This window comes from Prevotella pallens ATCC 700821, from assembly GCF_000220255.1.
GTDB classification, from domain to species: Bacteria; Bacteroidota; Bacteroidia; order Bacteroidales; family Bacteroidaceae; genus Prevotella; species Prevotella pallens.
The window spans coordinates 1237785-1253730 of record NZ_GL982513.1 but is presented as its reverse complement, the minus strand read 5'-3'; the positions used below and the strand labels follow the sequence as shown (position 1 = coordinate 1253730).

The following is a 15946-nucleotide window of genomic DNA, read 5'->3' as shown; positions in this document are numbered from 1 at the left end:
TATTAGATATCATAACCTAACTGCAATATTTATGGTTCCAGATTATAAGACTTAAAAGATATTTTTTTGTGATGAATAGTATGAATTTCTTTTTCGTATATTTAAAATTATGTGTTACTATAAGCTGTTGAGCAATAATATATTGTTTTAGACCCGACTATATAGAGTAGGATTCATTACAATTACTCCCTTCCTTCAATATATCTTATTTTTCTATCAAGTTTATTTTAAAAGCATACAGATATTTTCGTAAATAAAACAACCAGAGCTAGAATCCATTATGATTCTAGCTCTGGTTAATATTATTTCTGCAATTGATGCGAAACGATAGATTTATTTTATAATGGCTGCTTTTATTGATTCGATGATAAACTTTGCATCTTCATCGCTAATCATCGGACCAGATGGAAGACAGAGTCCTTTTTTGAAAAGTTCTTCGCTTACACCATTAACGTAGGCTGGAGAATTTTTATAAACTGGTTGTAAATGCATTGGTTTCCAAAGAGGACGACTTTCTATACCTAATTTATCTAATGCTATTCGCATCGCTTCAACATTCGAGTTTGGTTCGCAATTGGTATGAACTACTCCTGTTGAATGAACCACGCCTGCTGCGCCGCCAACTGCACCTGCTACAGCTTTATTGTAAGCTTTATCCTGGTCGATAACCTTAATATCCTCTCTAATAGTAATAGTATTAAGCCAAAAATTAGAGTCAGACAGCTCGTTTGGATTATCGTGGAAAGTAATTCCTTCTATATCTTTAAATCCTTCTTTATACAATTTAGCAATGTGTCTATGATGCGCAATATGTTCATCAAGCACTGTCATTTGACCACGACCTATGCCTGCACAAACGTTACTAAGACGATAATTATAGCCAATCTCTTCGTGCTGATAATATGGAAAAGCCTCGCGTGCCTGCGTTGCAAAAAACATAATACGCTCTTTTGCTTCTTTACCTGGACAAATAAGTGCACCACCACCAGAAGTCGTAATCATCTTATTACCATTAAAACTCATTACACCATATTCGCCAAACGTACCTACTGCTCTCCCATTATATCTACTGCCAAGTCCTTCTGCTGCATCTTCAACCAAAGGAATATTGTAACGATTAGCTATTTCTAATATCTCTTTTATCTTAGCTGGCATTCCATAAAGATAAACAACAATAATAGCTTTTGGTTTTTTACCTGTTTTTTCAATTCTATCCTTGATAGCTTCTTCAAGTAATACAGGGCACATATTCCATGTGTCAACTTCTGAGTCAACAAAAACAGGTGTCGCACCTAAATAAGCAACAGGGTGAGAACTAGCACAAAAGGTAAAACTTTGACAAATAACCTCATCGCCAGCCTTAACTCCTAAGTTAATCAAAGCCAAATGAACAGCTGCCGTGCCAGAACAAAGTGCAACCACTTGCTTATCTCTTAAATCTTCATATTCATCTCTCCACAATTCGTCTGGATTATTATGGTGTGCCTGAATATTTTTAGGATAGGTTTCAGCAGAAAAGTCTGTATTATTTGGCTTTGATTTAAAAAACTTTGCTAATTCTTCTTCAAAAGCATTCACATTGGGCCCCAATGGTACAACCCAATTTGTATCAAATGCTTCCTGAACATATTTTTGCTCGTTACCACTCATGTGGGCGAGACATAGATATTTTCTCTCCATCTCTATAATTTATTTTGATCTATAAGCTGGGAAGAATGAAGTTGATACATCAAATGATGGATCTATTTTCTTCCTAAGCTCAATTAGATAAGAATATTTGTTTATATCATAACAATCTTTTGATATACTAAATCCAATATCTCCATTTTTATTAAAGGCTTTTTTAAACTTATATAAAGGATCTTCACCACTACCAACTCCTCCACCAAGATGTAATAATTTATACCCATGTTGAGCTCCATATTTTGCAGCTTCATACAAAATAAGATTAGTAGCATTAAGATTACGGAATTCCATAACACTGCCGGAAAGATGATAATGCATTCTTCCATTGCACATAAGCATAATACTCATTGCAATGATTTCTTCACCAAGTATTGCATAAAAAAACTCCCATTGTCCTTGTAAGTTCTCTGACATAGATTTATAGAACTTTGGTTTAAAATAATAATAATCATCAGCATTATCTTTATCCATAGTTGCATTGTATATAGAATAGAATTTCTCAAAGAGAGTTGTGTCATCACTATGTTTTACAACTACACCATTTTTAATAGCTTTTCTTATAGTAGCACGATCTTTACTCTTTATATTTTGAAAAATACCTTCTTCAGATGTACAATCAATATAAATGGTATTTCCTAAATCAATAACATTCGACCATCCTCTTAAATATTCTTGATTTTTTAGCCAAGGACTCCATCGTGTGAAAGTATTAATAATTTTTTGATTATGCATAAACGTTTCTACTTCTTTCCAAAAAATATCTATTTTTTCTTTTGAAGTATTTCCATCTAATATCCACCCTCCATACCCATACGGAGTGATTGCATCAAAAAACGTTCCTTTATCGATATAACCTTGTGCCCATGTCTCATTTGATATATCTCTAAGCATGAAAGCACAAATTGCTCTTATTTCCTCTCCCTCATAGTAAATTAAAATTGGCTTTCCATCTCCATGTACTTCGAATGGAGCTAAATATCCACTAAGATAATATATATCATAATTAGGAAAGGAAAGAACTATTCTATCCCATTCCGTTCTATGCTCAAAGTCTATAATCTTCAGCATTTATCAAAATGAATTAAAAAGTTATATATAATATTTCCCATCTCATTTACGTCTTCACTGCTATACCTTCCGTCACAATGTATTGAAAGCATCCTGTTCGATATATCTTTAGAGCTATCCGAACAGTTTTCTGGTAAATTCCATAAGATTGCTGGGTAAATAAAATGCTTTATCAAGTTCAACCTAAATAAATCTCGCTGTTGAGTATTACGAAATAATAATAGTAAAGAAAAAGGAATACATTTATCAGAGCTTGGATAAAAAATACGAATGTCTTTGGTTATTAATATTTTTGAAAGTGTATGGATAAGCAACTGCCAATTCTGTAACTTCCTATTATGCCATTCATTAATATCAAACTTTTCTAAGAAAAGTTTATCAAGTATAGATATTCTACTGATAGGCAAATGGTCAAATCCTTCTTCTGTTTGTATATATTTTGCTCTGAAAGAGTCCTTTAGACTTGAATTGCATTCAGTTTCATTTATATTAAGATAGTGAGCTTTATCTTCCATTGCTTGCCATCTTATTCTTGCAAGTTGTTCGTTTTGATGAGAATTCTCTATTAAAGTTGATAATTTTGATAAATTATGAGAATTACTCCAAATCATTCCACCCCCTGCTAATGGAAGAGTTTTTCTCAATGAGGCTATACAAAAATCAGCTTTACTATTCTGACTCCATTCATCGAAAATATTGTGCGAATGGTCTTCAATCACTGGGATTGAGATATTAGAATAGTTTCGGTATTGTCTTAACCCAAAATAATTCATTCTAAGTAATACATCACCATCTATAAAAGATAGTTTTTCTACAAGATAAATTTCCTCATTTAAGGGGTTGTCAAAATATGTTTTAACTTCTATTTTACACCGATGTTGAATATATTCAATAATTTCCCAACAGAAATACTCTGGTATCCAAATTCTTTTCCATTTATAATGAATGATTAATAATTCTATGGCCTGTCTACCATCTGCTACAAATATGGCATTGGGATAATAAGTAAAAATGGTATTATCGTGTATTGCTGAAATATTCAAAGAATGAAAATCAGATCCAAACTCTTTCATGTTATTTCTCTTTCAGTTTTCGTAGTTTTTCACCGAATCCAAGATCGTCTACCAACTCATCTTGCACTTCTCCTTCTCCAATGCCATCTCGCTGTATAACGTTAAGAAAAGTCTTCCAAAGAATCTTAATATCAAGTTTAAGAGAAATATGGTCTACATACCATACATCATATTCAAATTTCTTACTATATTGTACAAAGTTTCTGCCATTAACTTGAGCCCATCCTGTTATACCTGGTCGCACCTCATGCCTTCTAATTTGTACTTCATCGTAACATTTCAAGAAATCTTCGTACAATGGACGTGGCCCTATTAAGGACATATCTCCCTTAAGTACATTATACAACTGGGGAAGTTCATCTAACGAAGTACTACGCACGAAACGTCCAACTTTTGTCAACCTCTGACCATCAGGCAATAAGTTTCCATTCTCATCTTTTTCATCGGTCATTGTTTTAAACTTAATCACCTTAAATACTCTATTATTCCAACCTGCCCTAGAGTGGAGAAAAAAGGCTCCACCTCCCTTATTGGCAAAATGCAACCATATTGTAACTATTAATAGTAAAGGAGAAAAAATAACCAATGCTATAAATGAAGCTACAAAATCTATTAATCGCTTAAAGAAATGTTTATACATAATATTCTTTAACTAAGTGATTTATACATATCTAAAAGTGCTTCCCATACTTTTTCCTGTTCATACCTTTCTTGAATAAGCCTCCTGCTATTACTTGCCATAAGCTCAACATCGGATAAGTGTGTTAGCATCCAGTCCATAACAAAGAAAAGAGAATCTGAATCGCGAGGTGGAATAATTCTACCATTAACTCCTTCCTCTATGATTTCATTACTACCATTAATATTGGTAACGATTGAAGGTAACCCCATACAGCCTGCTTCAAGAACAACATTGGGAAAACCTTCCCTATAGGAAGGAAATACTAATGCATCTGCAGCTGCAAGATAAGGTCGTACATCTTTCTGATAATCAACAAACAGAACAGAACTATTATTTTTAAAGAAATTTTCATCTTCAGGCGATAAAGGATCTAACTTAGATTCAAAGTCTCCAACTAATAGTAATTTGGGATTTAGATGATAGTTTTTCTTAAGGAGGGATTGCATAGCTTTAGACAACTCTTTCATGCCCTTATCATTAACTATTCGCCCGACAAATATGAAAACAAAATCATTAGCAGTAATATGTAATTCCTTACGTATTACATCCTTAATAGACTCTTCTTTTCTGATACTTAATCGCTTGTTTCCATTTTCCAATTCACAATTCTCATACAAGCTTTCCACGCTAAAGAATGATGTATCTTTACCATTTATATTACCATTCAAAATAACTTCTAATGGTTTATTAGTAATATGGTCATTCTTCAAAGTTTTTAAAACACCTTGTCCTTCTGGAATTACCTTAGTCGCACAAGCGCAAGTTATTCGTTCCATTGTTTGTAAGACAAACTTAAACTTTCCAGTAGCACCTTGATATCTTAGTCCTGTAACTGTATAAATACGATGTGGAACACGACAAATCCATGCTGCTACCATAGCCAATAATGACCCTTTTGGAGTATTGGCATGCACACACCATGGTTTCTCTTGTTTAAAGAAATTTATCAACCATCGTAATGCAATAATATCCTTTAATAAGGAAATAGGCCGTTCTATGGGAGCATCAACAACTCTAACTCCTTCTCGCTTTCTTACTTTTTGTAGGCGTCCGTCATCTTTTGCAACAGCAATAATATCAAAATATTGATTTAAATATTTTAGTTGTCCTATTAAAAGATCATCTAAACTTTCGCCAGCAGTGGTCAATCTTACTATTTTTTTCTTTTTCTCCATAGCTATACTTATATCAATCTAATCAAAGTTACTAATTACTTTTTGATAGACTTGATTGTAGCCGTTTATCATTTTACTAATATCGAATTCTAATGCTCTATTGTAACAGCGTTCAGCTATTTCATTATAATAAGTCTCATCACTTGCTAAACGATTAATTTCCTCAGCTAATGCCTTTGCATCCTCATGCGGGAAAAGTATACCATATCCCTTAGTAACTTCTTTCAAGCCATTAACATCAGAGGCTATAAAAGGCTTATGTGCACTCATTCCCTCTACATTGCTAAGACTCAATCCTTCCCAATGAGAAGACATTACAATAACATCTGCTGCTCTCAGAACATTTGGAATATCAGTACGTAAGCCTAAAAATCTCACTCGTTCACATACGCCTAAAGACAAAGCTAATTGTTTTACTTCCTCCATCCGTTCACCTATACCAGCAAACCAGATCTCATATTTTTCCTTATCTAATAGGGTTAAAGCCCTAATAATAGTATCTTGATTCTTTTGTTTACGAAATCCTGCAACCATCAGAATAGCTTTACGATTTTCTTTTAATTCTAATAGTTCCTTACAAGGTACAGCTTCTGAAATAGCATTTACATCGATCCCGTTATTTATTGTGGTAATTGACTTGTACCTATTTGATGATTCGACAAGCCACTTCCCACCCATATACTCTCTTAGTTTCTCTTCTGCTATCTTACTGATACATATCACATGATTATACCTGCTATACATCCAACTTTCTATTGGGCGATACCATTTCCAATTTCGTTTCCTATTAGACGTATTATGTTCTGTAGAAACAAGTTTTGGAGAATTAAACAAACTGGTGATTGCAACAAATAGCTGCGGTGAAGAATTATGCGTATGAACAATATCATAATTCTTCATTATCTTTACCAGTTTGAATATATAGAGTGGATTATAAACCCCATGTCCTAACGCATATATCTTTGTCTGTGGACACTCTTTCTTCAATCTCTGAGTCAATGGTGTCTCTGTGCCATTAAAGACACATAAATCCACCGTATTTCCTAAAGCTTGTAACCTTGGTATCAAATTAACGACCAACGTTTCAGCACCTCCCATATCCAAAGATGTTATGACTTGTAATATTCTCATTATCAGCTGCGTTTATTCTACAATAATAATCCTGTTTTAATCGTATTCCAAATAAGAATACCACAATAAGTTAAAAAACTATTTGCTGTCACTTTTAACATTTCAACATAGGGAAGTGATATTCAACAGATTATGCTTTATTTTCGAATGACAGGAATGACAGCAAAGTTGAAAAATTTACGCAATAGTAATGATATCTTTGCTCCTGAGAAGATACATAATCATATATCATATTCTGTGTTAGTATGTTTGGAACCTAATTTATGACTAACTTTCCTATTTCATCTATATCCACAGATGTTGTGAATTATAGAATACTCATAACTATCTTTTATTTACACGTTTATCTTTCAAATGCATCAACCAACCTAAAGGTGCTACAGCATTCCATAGTCCAGAAACCTTCGGATAACTACTATTTCCATTATAACACAGACGAAATCTCCAATAGTTAATAGCTGCTTTCATCTTATCTTTAAAGGGAATGTTAAGATCTAACATCTCTGCATAACACATCATAGAGGTAATTGGACTTTTCATTCTAACATTAACTATATTAGATGTTAATCCTTCTGCTTGATACTCTACCTTGTATATTATCTTATTGAAATAACGTAACTTATATTTTTTAGCAATACGATTCCATACCAAAGCCTCTGGACAAAACTTTTCTTCTTCTATATCTGGAAAAGGAAACTCCTTCATTACAGAAGTACGAAAGACTTCTTTCATATCTCCTGTTACATGAAACTTATATCGAATATCAACAGAATCGCAATCTATAGACTCATCAGGAAGCCCACTACCTATTATACGTCCATCAAAATTTCCATCTATACCTGACACACCTGCAAAAGACATATCATATTTAATCGGTTGATAAGTCTTTACAACAAGTTCTAAAGAATTATTTGGAAGAATGTCATCACTGTCTAAAATAAAGAAGAGTTCTCCTTTAGCTAATCCAATGCCAGTATTAATAGCCCTATGCTTTCCGCCATTCTTTTGCTGTACATAATGTATATTTATTTTCCCTTCTTTTACAAAGGAACTAACAACGTCTTTAGTATTATCCTTAGAGCCATCATCTACTATAACCCATTCAAAATTCTTATATGTTTGAAGAATTAAAGTGTCATATAAACGGTGCAAAAGGTCTGCACGATTATATGTCGGAGTAAATACAGTTATCAACATTTCCTTAACTGTTATCTATAGAATTTATCTCTATCATATCCATCATCGTATTCATACTTATTGAAGATATAATCATTTTCTCTATGCCCATTAGTCAGAAAGGTTTTATATGGATACAATAAAACTCCCCATGACGTGAGAATACGCAAGAAAAGGACAAAGCCAACAATAGAAAGCTGTAAGCCCATCTTTATTTTCTTCCCATAATTGGTAGTCGATAACTGTGTCAGAGAAAATATTAACCCATATACAAAATACCAACTTAAGCGTCCTCCGTTCTCAGACCGAATAAACAATAATAAAATAGTACAAAATCCTAAGGCTATGTTATATAAAACAATACTTTGCCTGATATCTGGTAAATACTTATAAGACCTAATTAGAAAAAAAAGAAAAAATCCTGCTTCTAAGATGTAAGCAACTCGTGCATCCCCTTGAACTGCATAATCAGCATGAGCCCCACGAGTAGATATATCATCAAAGAGATTATAAAGACCACTTGTTATTCCACTCACACCTATAATAAAACATACAGACATTAACAACAATATATGTGTTTTCGAGTACTTCTTATTTGCAATAAAGTACATTGGGAAGAATACAATAGCCGAATTATGGAATGAAAAAGCAACAAGAAGTATGGCACAAAATTTTAAGAATTTTCTTTCGATAATATACTTTATAGATAGTCCTATAATTGCAGCAGCAAACATTTGTCGCAGATACGTAAACGAAAAGAAGAAAATCAAAGCCATAAACAAAATAGACGCTAAGTAGTAGTTCTTCGCATATTTTTTAAAACATTCTATAATAATAGCATACATACATATAGTATAACAGAATATAAAAATATACCTATTATTTGTAATATGGGCTATAAGCCAATTTAAACCTACATATCCGAATTCGGAATGATAAGCAATAAATAAGCTAGAAGAAGAGGTAGAGATTCCTACTTTTAAGCCATCTGCTAAATTATCGAAAAGATCACCATAAATATAACGGTCATAACCACCTAACATATCACCCAATCCAACAAATAAAGCTAACGCAACAAAAAAGATTAAGAATGGTTTATAGGGTACCTGTTGCTTCTTATTATAATAGAAATATAGGAAAACAGGGATAAAGAAAAGTAATATGTATATAGCCATAATTATAATCTCATAAAAAATATTATCTTTTAATTGTAAAAAGATCAGCTATTCTCTTTATCAGAAGAACTACAGTTTCACAATTAATCAATAATACAAACAAGTTAGCTTTCTTATTATATGTAAACCTTAAAGGAAAAAGTCCTTGTGAACGATATTTCTTTATTCCTCGTCGCAAACTATTTAATGAATAGAATCGAATAAGACTATATAGATGCCCAATGATACTAAAATTTTCTATTTCCGACAAGATTTTTCTTTTATCTCCATCTTTTGTTTCTAAATATTGATTAAGGGCCGTATGTATGGTAAAAGTATCCTGGCTCAGCTTTATAAGATTTCGATTATTTCGACATCGTGAAGTCGAGTTTATATTAAGATTATTGTACGTATAACCATATAGGTTCTTACAAAAAATCTTATCCATATCAACTATGGTTTCCAAACAAAATAACATATCTTCTATATTCTTTGTCCCATTTAGGAAACGAATATTACCAATAGCAGAACGTTTGAAAATTTTGTCCCATAAATAGAGGCGATGGTGAAGACTTAAATACCCTACTCCATCATATTCTTTTGACTGATGGAAGTTTTCAATCTTATCTATAGATCTTTCATTTTCAACATTATAATTGAAACAAATTAAGTCAATATTTTCCGAGAAATCCGTACTCAATTCATTAATTAAACTCGTTGCCTCAGAACTTATTTTATCATCACCATCAACAAACCAAACCCATTTACCTTTAGAGATTTCTAATCCTTTATTTCTTGCAGCGGAAGCACCTGCATTCTTCTGAGTTAGCAACCGGAAATTTGAAAAAGTATTCTCGTATTCTTTACATATTATATAGCTATCATCTGTACTACCATCATCAACAACAATTACTTCAAAGTTCTCTTTGTTTAAATTAATAGTATTATAAATACTATCAAGACAATTCCTTATAAAGTTTTGACAGTTATATAATGGTATAATAAAGGAGAGTAACATTTTTAGTTATAGGTATTTGTATATCAATAATGCTTAGTTAACTAATCCTGTATGATATTTGATAAAGTTAGAGATAATCCATAAATTAGCAATAAACTTCACCAAAAGAGTAGAGGTAGTATGTAACAAAGTCCATTCCATGGGGGAGCAATGATAATTGTATTGTTCGATATCATACATAAGCCTTTTCATATAAGGGTGTCTTTTTACACATATAATTTCTGGAGTGTTAGCCGCAATAGCAACCAACCCATTTATCCTGCTATGCAAGATATATGGCATATAGGTTTCTTTTAAATGGGGCGGGATAGATAGGGAACGAACAGAATCAAAAATTTCTTCATGTTCAATGCTACTAACTTTTGTATGAGACACACTTATCGGATTACGTCGAAAATTGTATACTTTTTTAAATATAAACCGTGGTGGACGTTCTATCTTAAAAAATAAGCGGATATTCATAATCATATCTTCTTCTCCGTCTATTTCTCTGGGGAAGTTAAAGACATCGTCCGACAATATATTTCTTCTGTATAATTTAGCCCATGGTGTTGGTGGAACTCGTTTCCCAGATATTAGAAATTGTCTACATTCTGTAAGTGTTAGTTGCCTTTTATGGCATGGTGTTTCTGGAAAACCAATAACAATGTCTGTATTATCTGTAAGGCGAGACATATCGCCTAAAGCATCTGCTGGTAAAGAATCATCATTATCACAAAAACAGATCCAAATGCCTTTTGCTTCCTGAACACCACGTCTTCGAGTAGCGTTTATACCTTCATTTTGTTTATGTATAACCTGTACACGATAATCTTTCTTTGCATAATCATCGCATATCTGACCAGAGCCATCTTTGCTACCGTCATCAACTAATAGTAATTCAAAGTCTGTGAAACTTTGATTAAGAATGCTATCGATGCATTCATGGAGATACTGTTCTCCATTATATACGGGAACTATAACAGATATTTGTGGATTCATTTTTTATTATATTTATTCCAATCCCGATTCCATTTTCTCCAAACGAGGCGTCCCGGTTCCTTATGTGAAATGACTTTTGCGGGGTTCCCTGCAACAGTACAACCTTCTTCTACATCTTTTACAATTACAGAACCTGCTCCTATTGTTACTCCATCTCCTATCTTTACATCCTCCACTATACAAACAGATGGACCTATATAAACATTATTTCCTATCTGAGCAGCTTTTAAAAACATACTACCTATTGTCGTATACTGATAAATATCAACATTATCACCTATCGTTGCAGAAACATTTATAACTATAGGTCCATTATGTACTATTCTTAGTCCATAGCCTATTTTAGTCTGTCGGTGTATAGAAATTTGATACTTCAATCCTAATATTTGATAAAAGAAACGACTTACCCCTCCAACCAACAAATTATTACAGTTAGACAAACGTAGCCAAAACAAAAAGTGAAATCCACCATCTAACCATGTTGTAATCCACATTTTAAAGATGTTGACATCGCATTGTCCGTATATACGATAATAGTCACTCCTTATATAATCTAGACATTCTTTATATTTCATGCATTTAAATTAATTGTTTCAAGAGACTTATCCAATCTTTTTTAATAACTTCTCCTTCAAATCTAAAAGAAGAATCTAACGCTTTTTTTCCCATCATATTACGCAAATTATTATCTTCTATAAGTTTACAAATACGATCAGATAAAGTATATATATCTCCTACTTCGTCTACAAGGAAGCCATTTTCACCTTCCTGAATAATTTCATTTGGACCTTGATGACAATTAAAAGATATCATAGGTAAACCACAACTAGATGCTTCTAATAGAGCCAAAGGAAAACCTTCTGCACGAGAACTCATAACATAAATCGAATGTTTACCATACTCCTCTTCTATTTGCTTTGTTACACCACACAGCCTCACTTTATCATGTAACCCTTTTCTGTCTATCTGATGTTGTAATTCTAATCTATCTGGACCTTCTCCAAAAATATCCAAATGCCAGTCTGGATGTTTATCATCAACCAACACCCAAGAGTCTATAAGAAAGTCGAAACCTTTTTGCCATCCAAGCCGTCCTACCGCTATCACAGATTCTTCTGAAAGATTAGAAATTACCTTTCTATCGATTGTGATTGGGTTGTAAATGTATTTAACATTATTACAGAATCTACTCCATGAGTCACAATCCGATTTTGACAAGACAACTATTGTATCAAATTTCTTTGCAAAATAAATTCTACGTATTGTATGGATATAATATAATAAATTCAATTTCCAACCATGGAATCTTTCGCTCAAGAACATTTTCGAAACATCAAATGCGAAATGAAACCACATAACTTTTTTGCTTCCATCTTTTATCTGAGGTAAAAAAAATAGTTCTAATCCCGCTAAAGAAATTACAACACTAAATCGATGATCTTGTAAATATCGAGTTAACGATTTCTTATATTCTTCTTTATAATTTGTACTACTTACACATAAATCAACAACATTAATATTCTGTGCAAGATTATATGCATGTTCCCTACCCCTTTGATTAGCAACAATTATCGTTATCGAATAAATATCAGATAAAAGATTTGCACACACCGATAAAATTCGTTCCATACCGCCATGGTTATAAAAACCTTCTATGCAATATGCAATATTGTATTTCATTTTGCTTGAATAAAATTTTCACATATATTTTTCAACTTTTCAGCTATATTATACCATAGCGGTTTATTAGAAAAGTTACTTTTATATGTTAAAGGTAATTCTATTGGAAATAAAGATCGCAACACGCCATTGTCATTTTCAATAATATTAAAAAGCTCTCTTAAACCATCTAGTCGACATGCACTTGTGTCTGATTGTTGTTTATTCTCAACATATATTACTGGTGTCTCTAATCCTAAACATGGAAGAGCACAATGTATTCTTGAAGTAACAACATATTTTGCTTGGGCATATTCTTCTACTAATCGTTGAGCTTCTGCAAATCGCTCTTCTTCATCCTTAAAATTATTTTTATATCGTTTACTTTCTTGGCAAACATATTCTGCATTTAACAACACCCCTTTTGAGAACAACTTAATATATTGTCTATAAAAAGATGTAACTACAACTCTATGAAAAAAACCTCTATGCCAGTAAAATTCAAATTTAGAAGCTATAACACAAATCGTTTTCCAGTGTTTCAGTAGATAGAGAGAATTATAAAGAAATTCTTTAAGAGAGGAAGGAGTTTTAAAATAAGGATCTACAAAGTAAATCTTATTGTTTTTTTTCTCAGAATGATAACAACAACCTAAAGTCAATGTCATACATCCAGAAAAGAATGCATCAATTCCCTTAGCTCTCAATATACTCATCGTATAATAATCCCTACATCCTATAGGCCCATACTTTTTTAAATATTCAATAGCTTTAGGCGAAAGCAGTTGCTCTTTAAAATTAGAGTTTATATGTAATGCTACAAATAATGGAATGATTTGTTTAGATGGTGGCCAATTCTCTGGATAATGCATATACCATCCATTCATTATTACTTTAGACAACTCTCCTTCATATTTGCCAACAAGCTCTCGATCTATAAATCCATCTAACCGCGGAAGAAACTGTGCAGAAGCAACCCCTTGGATATAGTCCCCTATATTTATAAAATCAGTAGGTATTTTTTTACCAATAGATAAAACCTGATATTTCATCTTTTTAAAATTTTATTTATTTTACAAAAATATCTATTCTGTAGTTTTTATTTTAACATCTAACAATCGTAATAGAGGAGAACAAATAAGTATCCTAAACCTATCAATCACTATTGCACATACGAAAATCCCAAATAAAAGAGCAATGAATCCAAGAATTACTAAGATCTCAGTGGAAAAAGTATAGATATTTCGACTTAACTTATAAATAAGTGTTGCAATCCCACCCCTATTCGAAAAAAGATAAACAGCCAACATAGATTTTGCGACATCATTGACAAACTTGATGTTTCTTATTTCTAATCTTGCAAACCAACTAAAAACACAAACAGCAGAGATAATAACAAAAGGAGAATTATAATAATGAAAAATTCCAATACTTCATTCCAAAATAACTTAAAATAATAGTTATAAACGAAGAAACCAAATATAATAATATAAAATATTTCTTCTTAATTTCACACAACGTTTTAAAATGTTTATGTATTAAGTGCCCTAAATAATATATATAAATAAATTGTGATAAGTTGTACCCACTATTATTGACATCATTATGCAAAAAAAAGCCAAGATAAACATTTATAACAGAAAGGCATATTAAGATTAATACATCCAATTTCTGATCCATTTGTTTGAAAGCTAAGTTAAGTAAAGGTGAGAATAAGACTAAACAAAAATATACATTCATAAACCATCCTCCAGGATGACTAAAAGCCATAAAAGCTTTTATGTAATCACCAGGAGTATGAACTATATCAAATAATATTGAGTCAAGAAAGACATGAAGTAGATTAAAAAATAAACATAAAAAGAAAAGGTTCAGTAATGAACTCCATCTAAGTTTTATAGAAAAGAATCCTGATATCAACAGAAAAATATTGACCCCTATAATTGTGATAGAATCAAGCGCTTGTATTATAAAGCCTCCACTTTCTATTCCATAAATACATAAATGATGGAGTACAATTAATAACATTGCAACAATCCTTAATATTTCTATGTTAGATTGACGAGAAACACATTTGCTCTTATTTATAGAACCTATCATATATATACGCAAAATTATTAATAATAAACTTCAAAATATATGTTTTCCATGAAGAACATACTCCTTTAATAGGAAAGAGATGCATTTGATATGCCTTACACATGAACTGTCTCTTAAATTCATAACTTAAATCTCTATTGTTAGCTAGGTGTAAACATAAGCCAATTAACTGCGAATTTGATTTTCTTATATAGAAAGACTTTAGTTTATCACTTAAAGATTCGTTGAGACTAAAATCTACTAAATTTTTGCATATTTGCAAATCTGATAGAATTGAACGTTTTTGTTTGTTAATGTCCATCAATCGATCAGTTGATTCTGGATTATAATAATACGTATAAACATATACATGACAGAACATAAAACGTTTAATATGAGCAAACAACTTAAGCTGGAAGTCTACATCTTCATGCATAATATCCGTCAAGAACTGTATACCAGAACGAAGTAAAAAATCTCTCTTAAAAAAATGCGCACAAACTGAAGCTGGGAAATATCCATGCAACAATAACCATGAACCCGTATAAACCTCTACTTCGGAGAAATTTGGAGCATTAACTTTGGCAGGTTTACCGGAAGGTAAAAGACGTTTTATACGCATACAACATACCTCCAAATTATTGTCTATTGTTTTTTGGAGGCAATCTTTAATCTGATAGTCTATTAAATAATCATCAGCGTCAATAAACATAATGTAGTCACCAGTAGCGACCTCAATACCAAGGTTTCTTGCGCTACCCTGTCCGCCATTACTTTTGTTAAATATTGACAAATTAGAATAAAAGTCTTTCATTCTATTTAGAACAACAGATGTATTATCAGTTGACCCATCATTAATAAGAAGAACTTCAAAATCATTTATATTTAGCCCTTGATGATATACAGATTCCACACATCGTTCTATATACTTCGCTGCATTATACATTGGGATTATAAAAGATAGTTTTACCATCACTTATTTTATTTATAATATAAGACTTTGTTAGTTCAGAAGGTGGATTAATCTTCTTATTTGTAATAGCAACAGGAAATATTTTTTAATA

The 15946-nt window shown here is 32.0% G+C and carries 15 protein-coding genes; all 15 read right to left on the bottom strand.

Annotated features, from left to right (window positions below; all coding sequences use genetic code 11):
* Nucleotides 1-333 precede the first annotated feature (333 nt).
* Nucleotides 334-1680 (bottom strand): DegT/DnrJ/EryC1/StrS family aminotransferase, encoded by a 1347-nt coding sequence (locus HMPREF9144_RS04795; protein WP_006044762.1) that lies wholly within the window; start codon nucleotides 1678-1680, stop codon nucleotides 334-336.
* A 9-nt stretch (nucleotides 1681-1689) separates the two neighbouring features.
* Nucleotides 1690-2754, bottom strand: coding sequence for a lipid II:glycine glycyltransferase FemX (locus HMPREF9144_RS04790; RefSeq protein WP_006044761.1), 1065 nt, complete (start codon nucleotides 2752-2754; stop codon nucleotides 1690-1692).
* On the bottom strand, nucleotides 2748-3827 hold the full coding sequence (locus HMPREF9144_RS04785) for a protein kinase family protein (RefSeq protein WP_006044760.1): 1080 nt from the start codon (nucleotides 3825-3827) through the stop codon (nucleotides 2748-2750). The genes HMPREF9144_RS04790 and HMPREF9144_RS04785 overlap by 7 nt, the downstream gene beginning before the upstream one ends.
* Nucleotide 3828: 1 nt before the next feature.
* Nucleotides 3829-4467 (bottom strand): sugar transferase, encoded by a 639-nt coding sequence (locus tag HMPREF9144_RS04780; protein ID WP_006044759.1) that lies wholly within the window; start codon nucleotides 4465-4467, stop codon nucleotides 3829-3831.
* An 8-nt stretch (nucleotides 4468-4475) separates the two neighbouring features.
* Nucleotides 4476-5684: a glycosyltransferase family 4 protein gene (locus tag HMPREF9144_RS04775; protein ID WP_006044758.1), complete on the bottom strand. Its 1209-nt coding sequence runs from the start codon at nucleotides 5682-5684 to the stop codon at nucleotides 4476-4478.
* An 18-nt stretch (nucleotides 5685-5702) separates the two neighbouring features.
* The gene (locus tag HMPREF9144_RS04770; protein ID WP_006044757.1) at nucleotides 5703-6815 is read right to left on the bottom strand and encodes a glycosyltransferase family 4 protein; all 1113 of its coding nucleotides are present in this window, start codon (nucleotides 6813-6815) and stop codon (nucleotides 5703-5705) included.
* Nucleotides 6816-7139: 324 nt separating this feature from the next.
* Nucleotides 7140-8012, bottom strand: coding sequence for a glycosyltransferase family 2 protein (locus HMPREF9144_RS04765; RefSeq protein WP_006044755.1), 873 nt, complete (start codon nucleotides 8010-8012; stop codon nucleotides 7140-7142).
* An 11-nt stretch (nucleotides 8013-8023) separates the two neighbouring features.
* Nucleotides 8024-9166, bottom strand: a complete 1143-nt coding sequence (locus HMPREF9144_RS04760) for an EpsG family protein (RefSeq protein WP_006044754.1) — start codon at nucleotides 9164-9166, stop codon at nucleotides 8024-8026.
* Nucleotides 9167-9188: 22 nt separating this feature from the next.
* Nucleotides 9189-10163 (bottom strand): glycosyltransferase family 2 protein, encoded by a 975-nt coding sequence (locus HMPREF9144_RS04755; protein ID WP_006044753.1) that lies wholly within the window; start codon nucleotides 10161-10163, stop codon nucleotides 9189-9191.
* Nucleotides 10164-10196: 33 nt separating this feature from the next.
* Nucleotides 10197-11144 (bottom strand): glycosyltransferase family 2 protein, encoded by a 948-nt coding sequence (locus HMPREF9144_RS04750; RefSeq protein WP_006044752.1) that lies wholly within the window; start codon nucleotides 11142-11144, stop codon nucleotides 10197-10199.
* On the bottom strand, nucleotides 11141-11638 hold the full coding sequence (locus tag HMPREF9144_RS04745; RefSeq protein ID WP_249031161.1) for a serine O-acetyltransferase: 498 nt from the start codon (nucleotides 11636-11638) through the stop codon (nucleotides 11141-11143). Before HMPREF9144_RS04745 ends, HMPREF9144_RS04750 begins: the two co-directional genes overlap by 4 nt.
* An 85-nt stretch (nucleotides 11639-11723) precedes the next feature.
* On the bottom strand, nucleotides 11724-12824 hold the full coding sequence (locus tag HMPREF9144_RS04740) for a glycosyltransferase family 4 protein (protein WP_006044750.1): 1101 nt from the start codon (nucleotides 12822-12824) through the stop codon (nucleotides 11724-11726).
* Nucleotides 12821-13855: a polysaccharide pyruvyl transferase family protein gene (locus HMPREF9144_RS04735; RefSeq protein WP_006044749.1), complete on the bottom strand. Its 1035-nt coding sequence runs from the start codon at nucleotides 13853-13855 to the stop codon at nucleotides 12821-12823. Before HMPREF9144_RS04735 ends, HMPREF9144_RS04740 begins: the two co-directional genes overlap by 4 nt.
* A 355-nt stretch (nucleotides 13856-14210) precedes the next feature.
* A complete protein-coding gene (locus tag HMPREF9144_RS13970; RefSeq protein WP_006044748.1) occupies nucleotides 14211-14903 on the bottom strand; it encodes an acyltransferase family protein in 693 nt (230 codons plus the stop codon).
* Nucleotides 14884-15855 (bottom strand): glycosyltransferase family 2 protein, encoded by a 972-nt coding sequence (locus tag HMPREF9144_RS04725; RefSeq protein ID WP_006044747.1) that lies wholly within the window; start codon nucleotides 15853-15855, stop codon nucleotides 14884-14886. The genes HMPREF9144_RS13970 and HMPREF9144_RS04725 overlap by 20 nt, the downstream gene beginning before the upstream one ends.
* Nucleotides 15856-15946: the final 91 nt, after the last annotated feature.

Excerpts from the sequence above, each read along its gene's own strand:
- HMPREF9144_RS04795 (WP_006044762.1), bottom strand. The coding sequence starts at position 1,680 with ATGGAGAGAAAATATCTATGTCTCGCCCACATGAGTGGTAACGAGCAA.
- HMPREF9144_RS04790 (WP_006044761.1), bottom strand. The coding sequence starts at position 2,754 with ATGCTGAAGATTATAGACTTTGAGCATAGAACGGAATGGGATAGAATA.
- HMPREF9144_RS04785 (WP_006044760.1), bottom strand. The coding sequence starts at position 3,827 with ATGAAAGAGTTTGGATCTGATTTTCATTCTTTGAATATTTCAGCAATA.
- HMPREF9144_RS04780 (WP_006044759.1), bottom strand. The coding sequence starts at position 4,467 with ATGTATAAACATTTCTTTAAGCGATTAATAGATTTTGTAGCTTCATTT.
- HMPREF9144_RS04775 (WP_006044758.1), bottom strand. The coding sequence starts at position 5,684 with ATGGAGAAAAAGAAAAAAATAGTAAGATTGACCACTGCTGGCGAAAGT.
- HMPREF9144_RS04770 (WP_006044757.1), bottom strand. The coding sequence starts at position 6,815 with ATGAGAATATTACAAGTCATAACATCTTTGGATATGGGAGGTGCTGAA.
- HMPREF9144_RS04765 (WP_006044755.1), bottom strand. The coding sequence starts at position 8,012 with ATGTTGATAACTGTATTTACTCCGACATATAATCGTGCAGACCTTTTG.
- HMPREF9144_RS04760 (WP_006044754.1), bottom strand. The coding sequence starts at position 9,166 with ATGGCTATATACATATTACTTTTCTTTATCCCTGTTTTCCTATATTTC.
- HMPREF9144_RS04755 (WP_006044753.1), bottom strand. The coding sequence starts at position 10,163 with ATGTTACTCTCCTTTATTATACCATTATATAACTGTCAAAACTTTATA.
- HMPREF9144_RS04750 (WP_006044752.1), bottom strand. The coding sequence starts at position 11,144 with ATGAATCCACAAATATCTGTTATAGTTCCCGTATATAATGGAGAACAG.
- HMPREF9144_RS04745 (WP_249031161.1), bottom strand. The coding sequence starts at position 11,638 with ATGTGGATTACAACATGGTTAGATGGTGGATTTCACTTTTTGTTTTGG.
- HMPREF9144_RS04740 (WP_006044750.1), bottom strand. The coding sequence starts at position 12,824 with ATGAAATACAATATTGCATATTGCATAGAAGGTTTTTATAACCATGGC.
- HMPREF9144_RS04735 (WP_006044749.1), bottom strand. The coding sequence starts at position 13,855 with ATGAAATATCAGGTTTTATCTATTGGTAAAAAAATACCTACTGATTTT.
- HMPREF9144_RS13970 (WP_006044748.1), bottom strand. The coding sequence starts at position 14,903 with ATGATAGGTTCTATAAATAAGAGCAAATGTGTTTCTCGTCAATCTAAC.
- HMPREF9144_RS04725 (WP_006044747.1), bottom strand. The coding sequence starts at position 15,855 with ATGGTAAAACTATCTTTTATAATCCCAATGTATAATGCAGCGAAGTAT.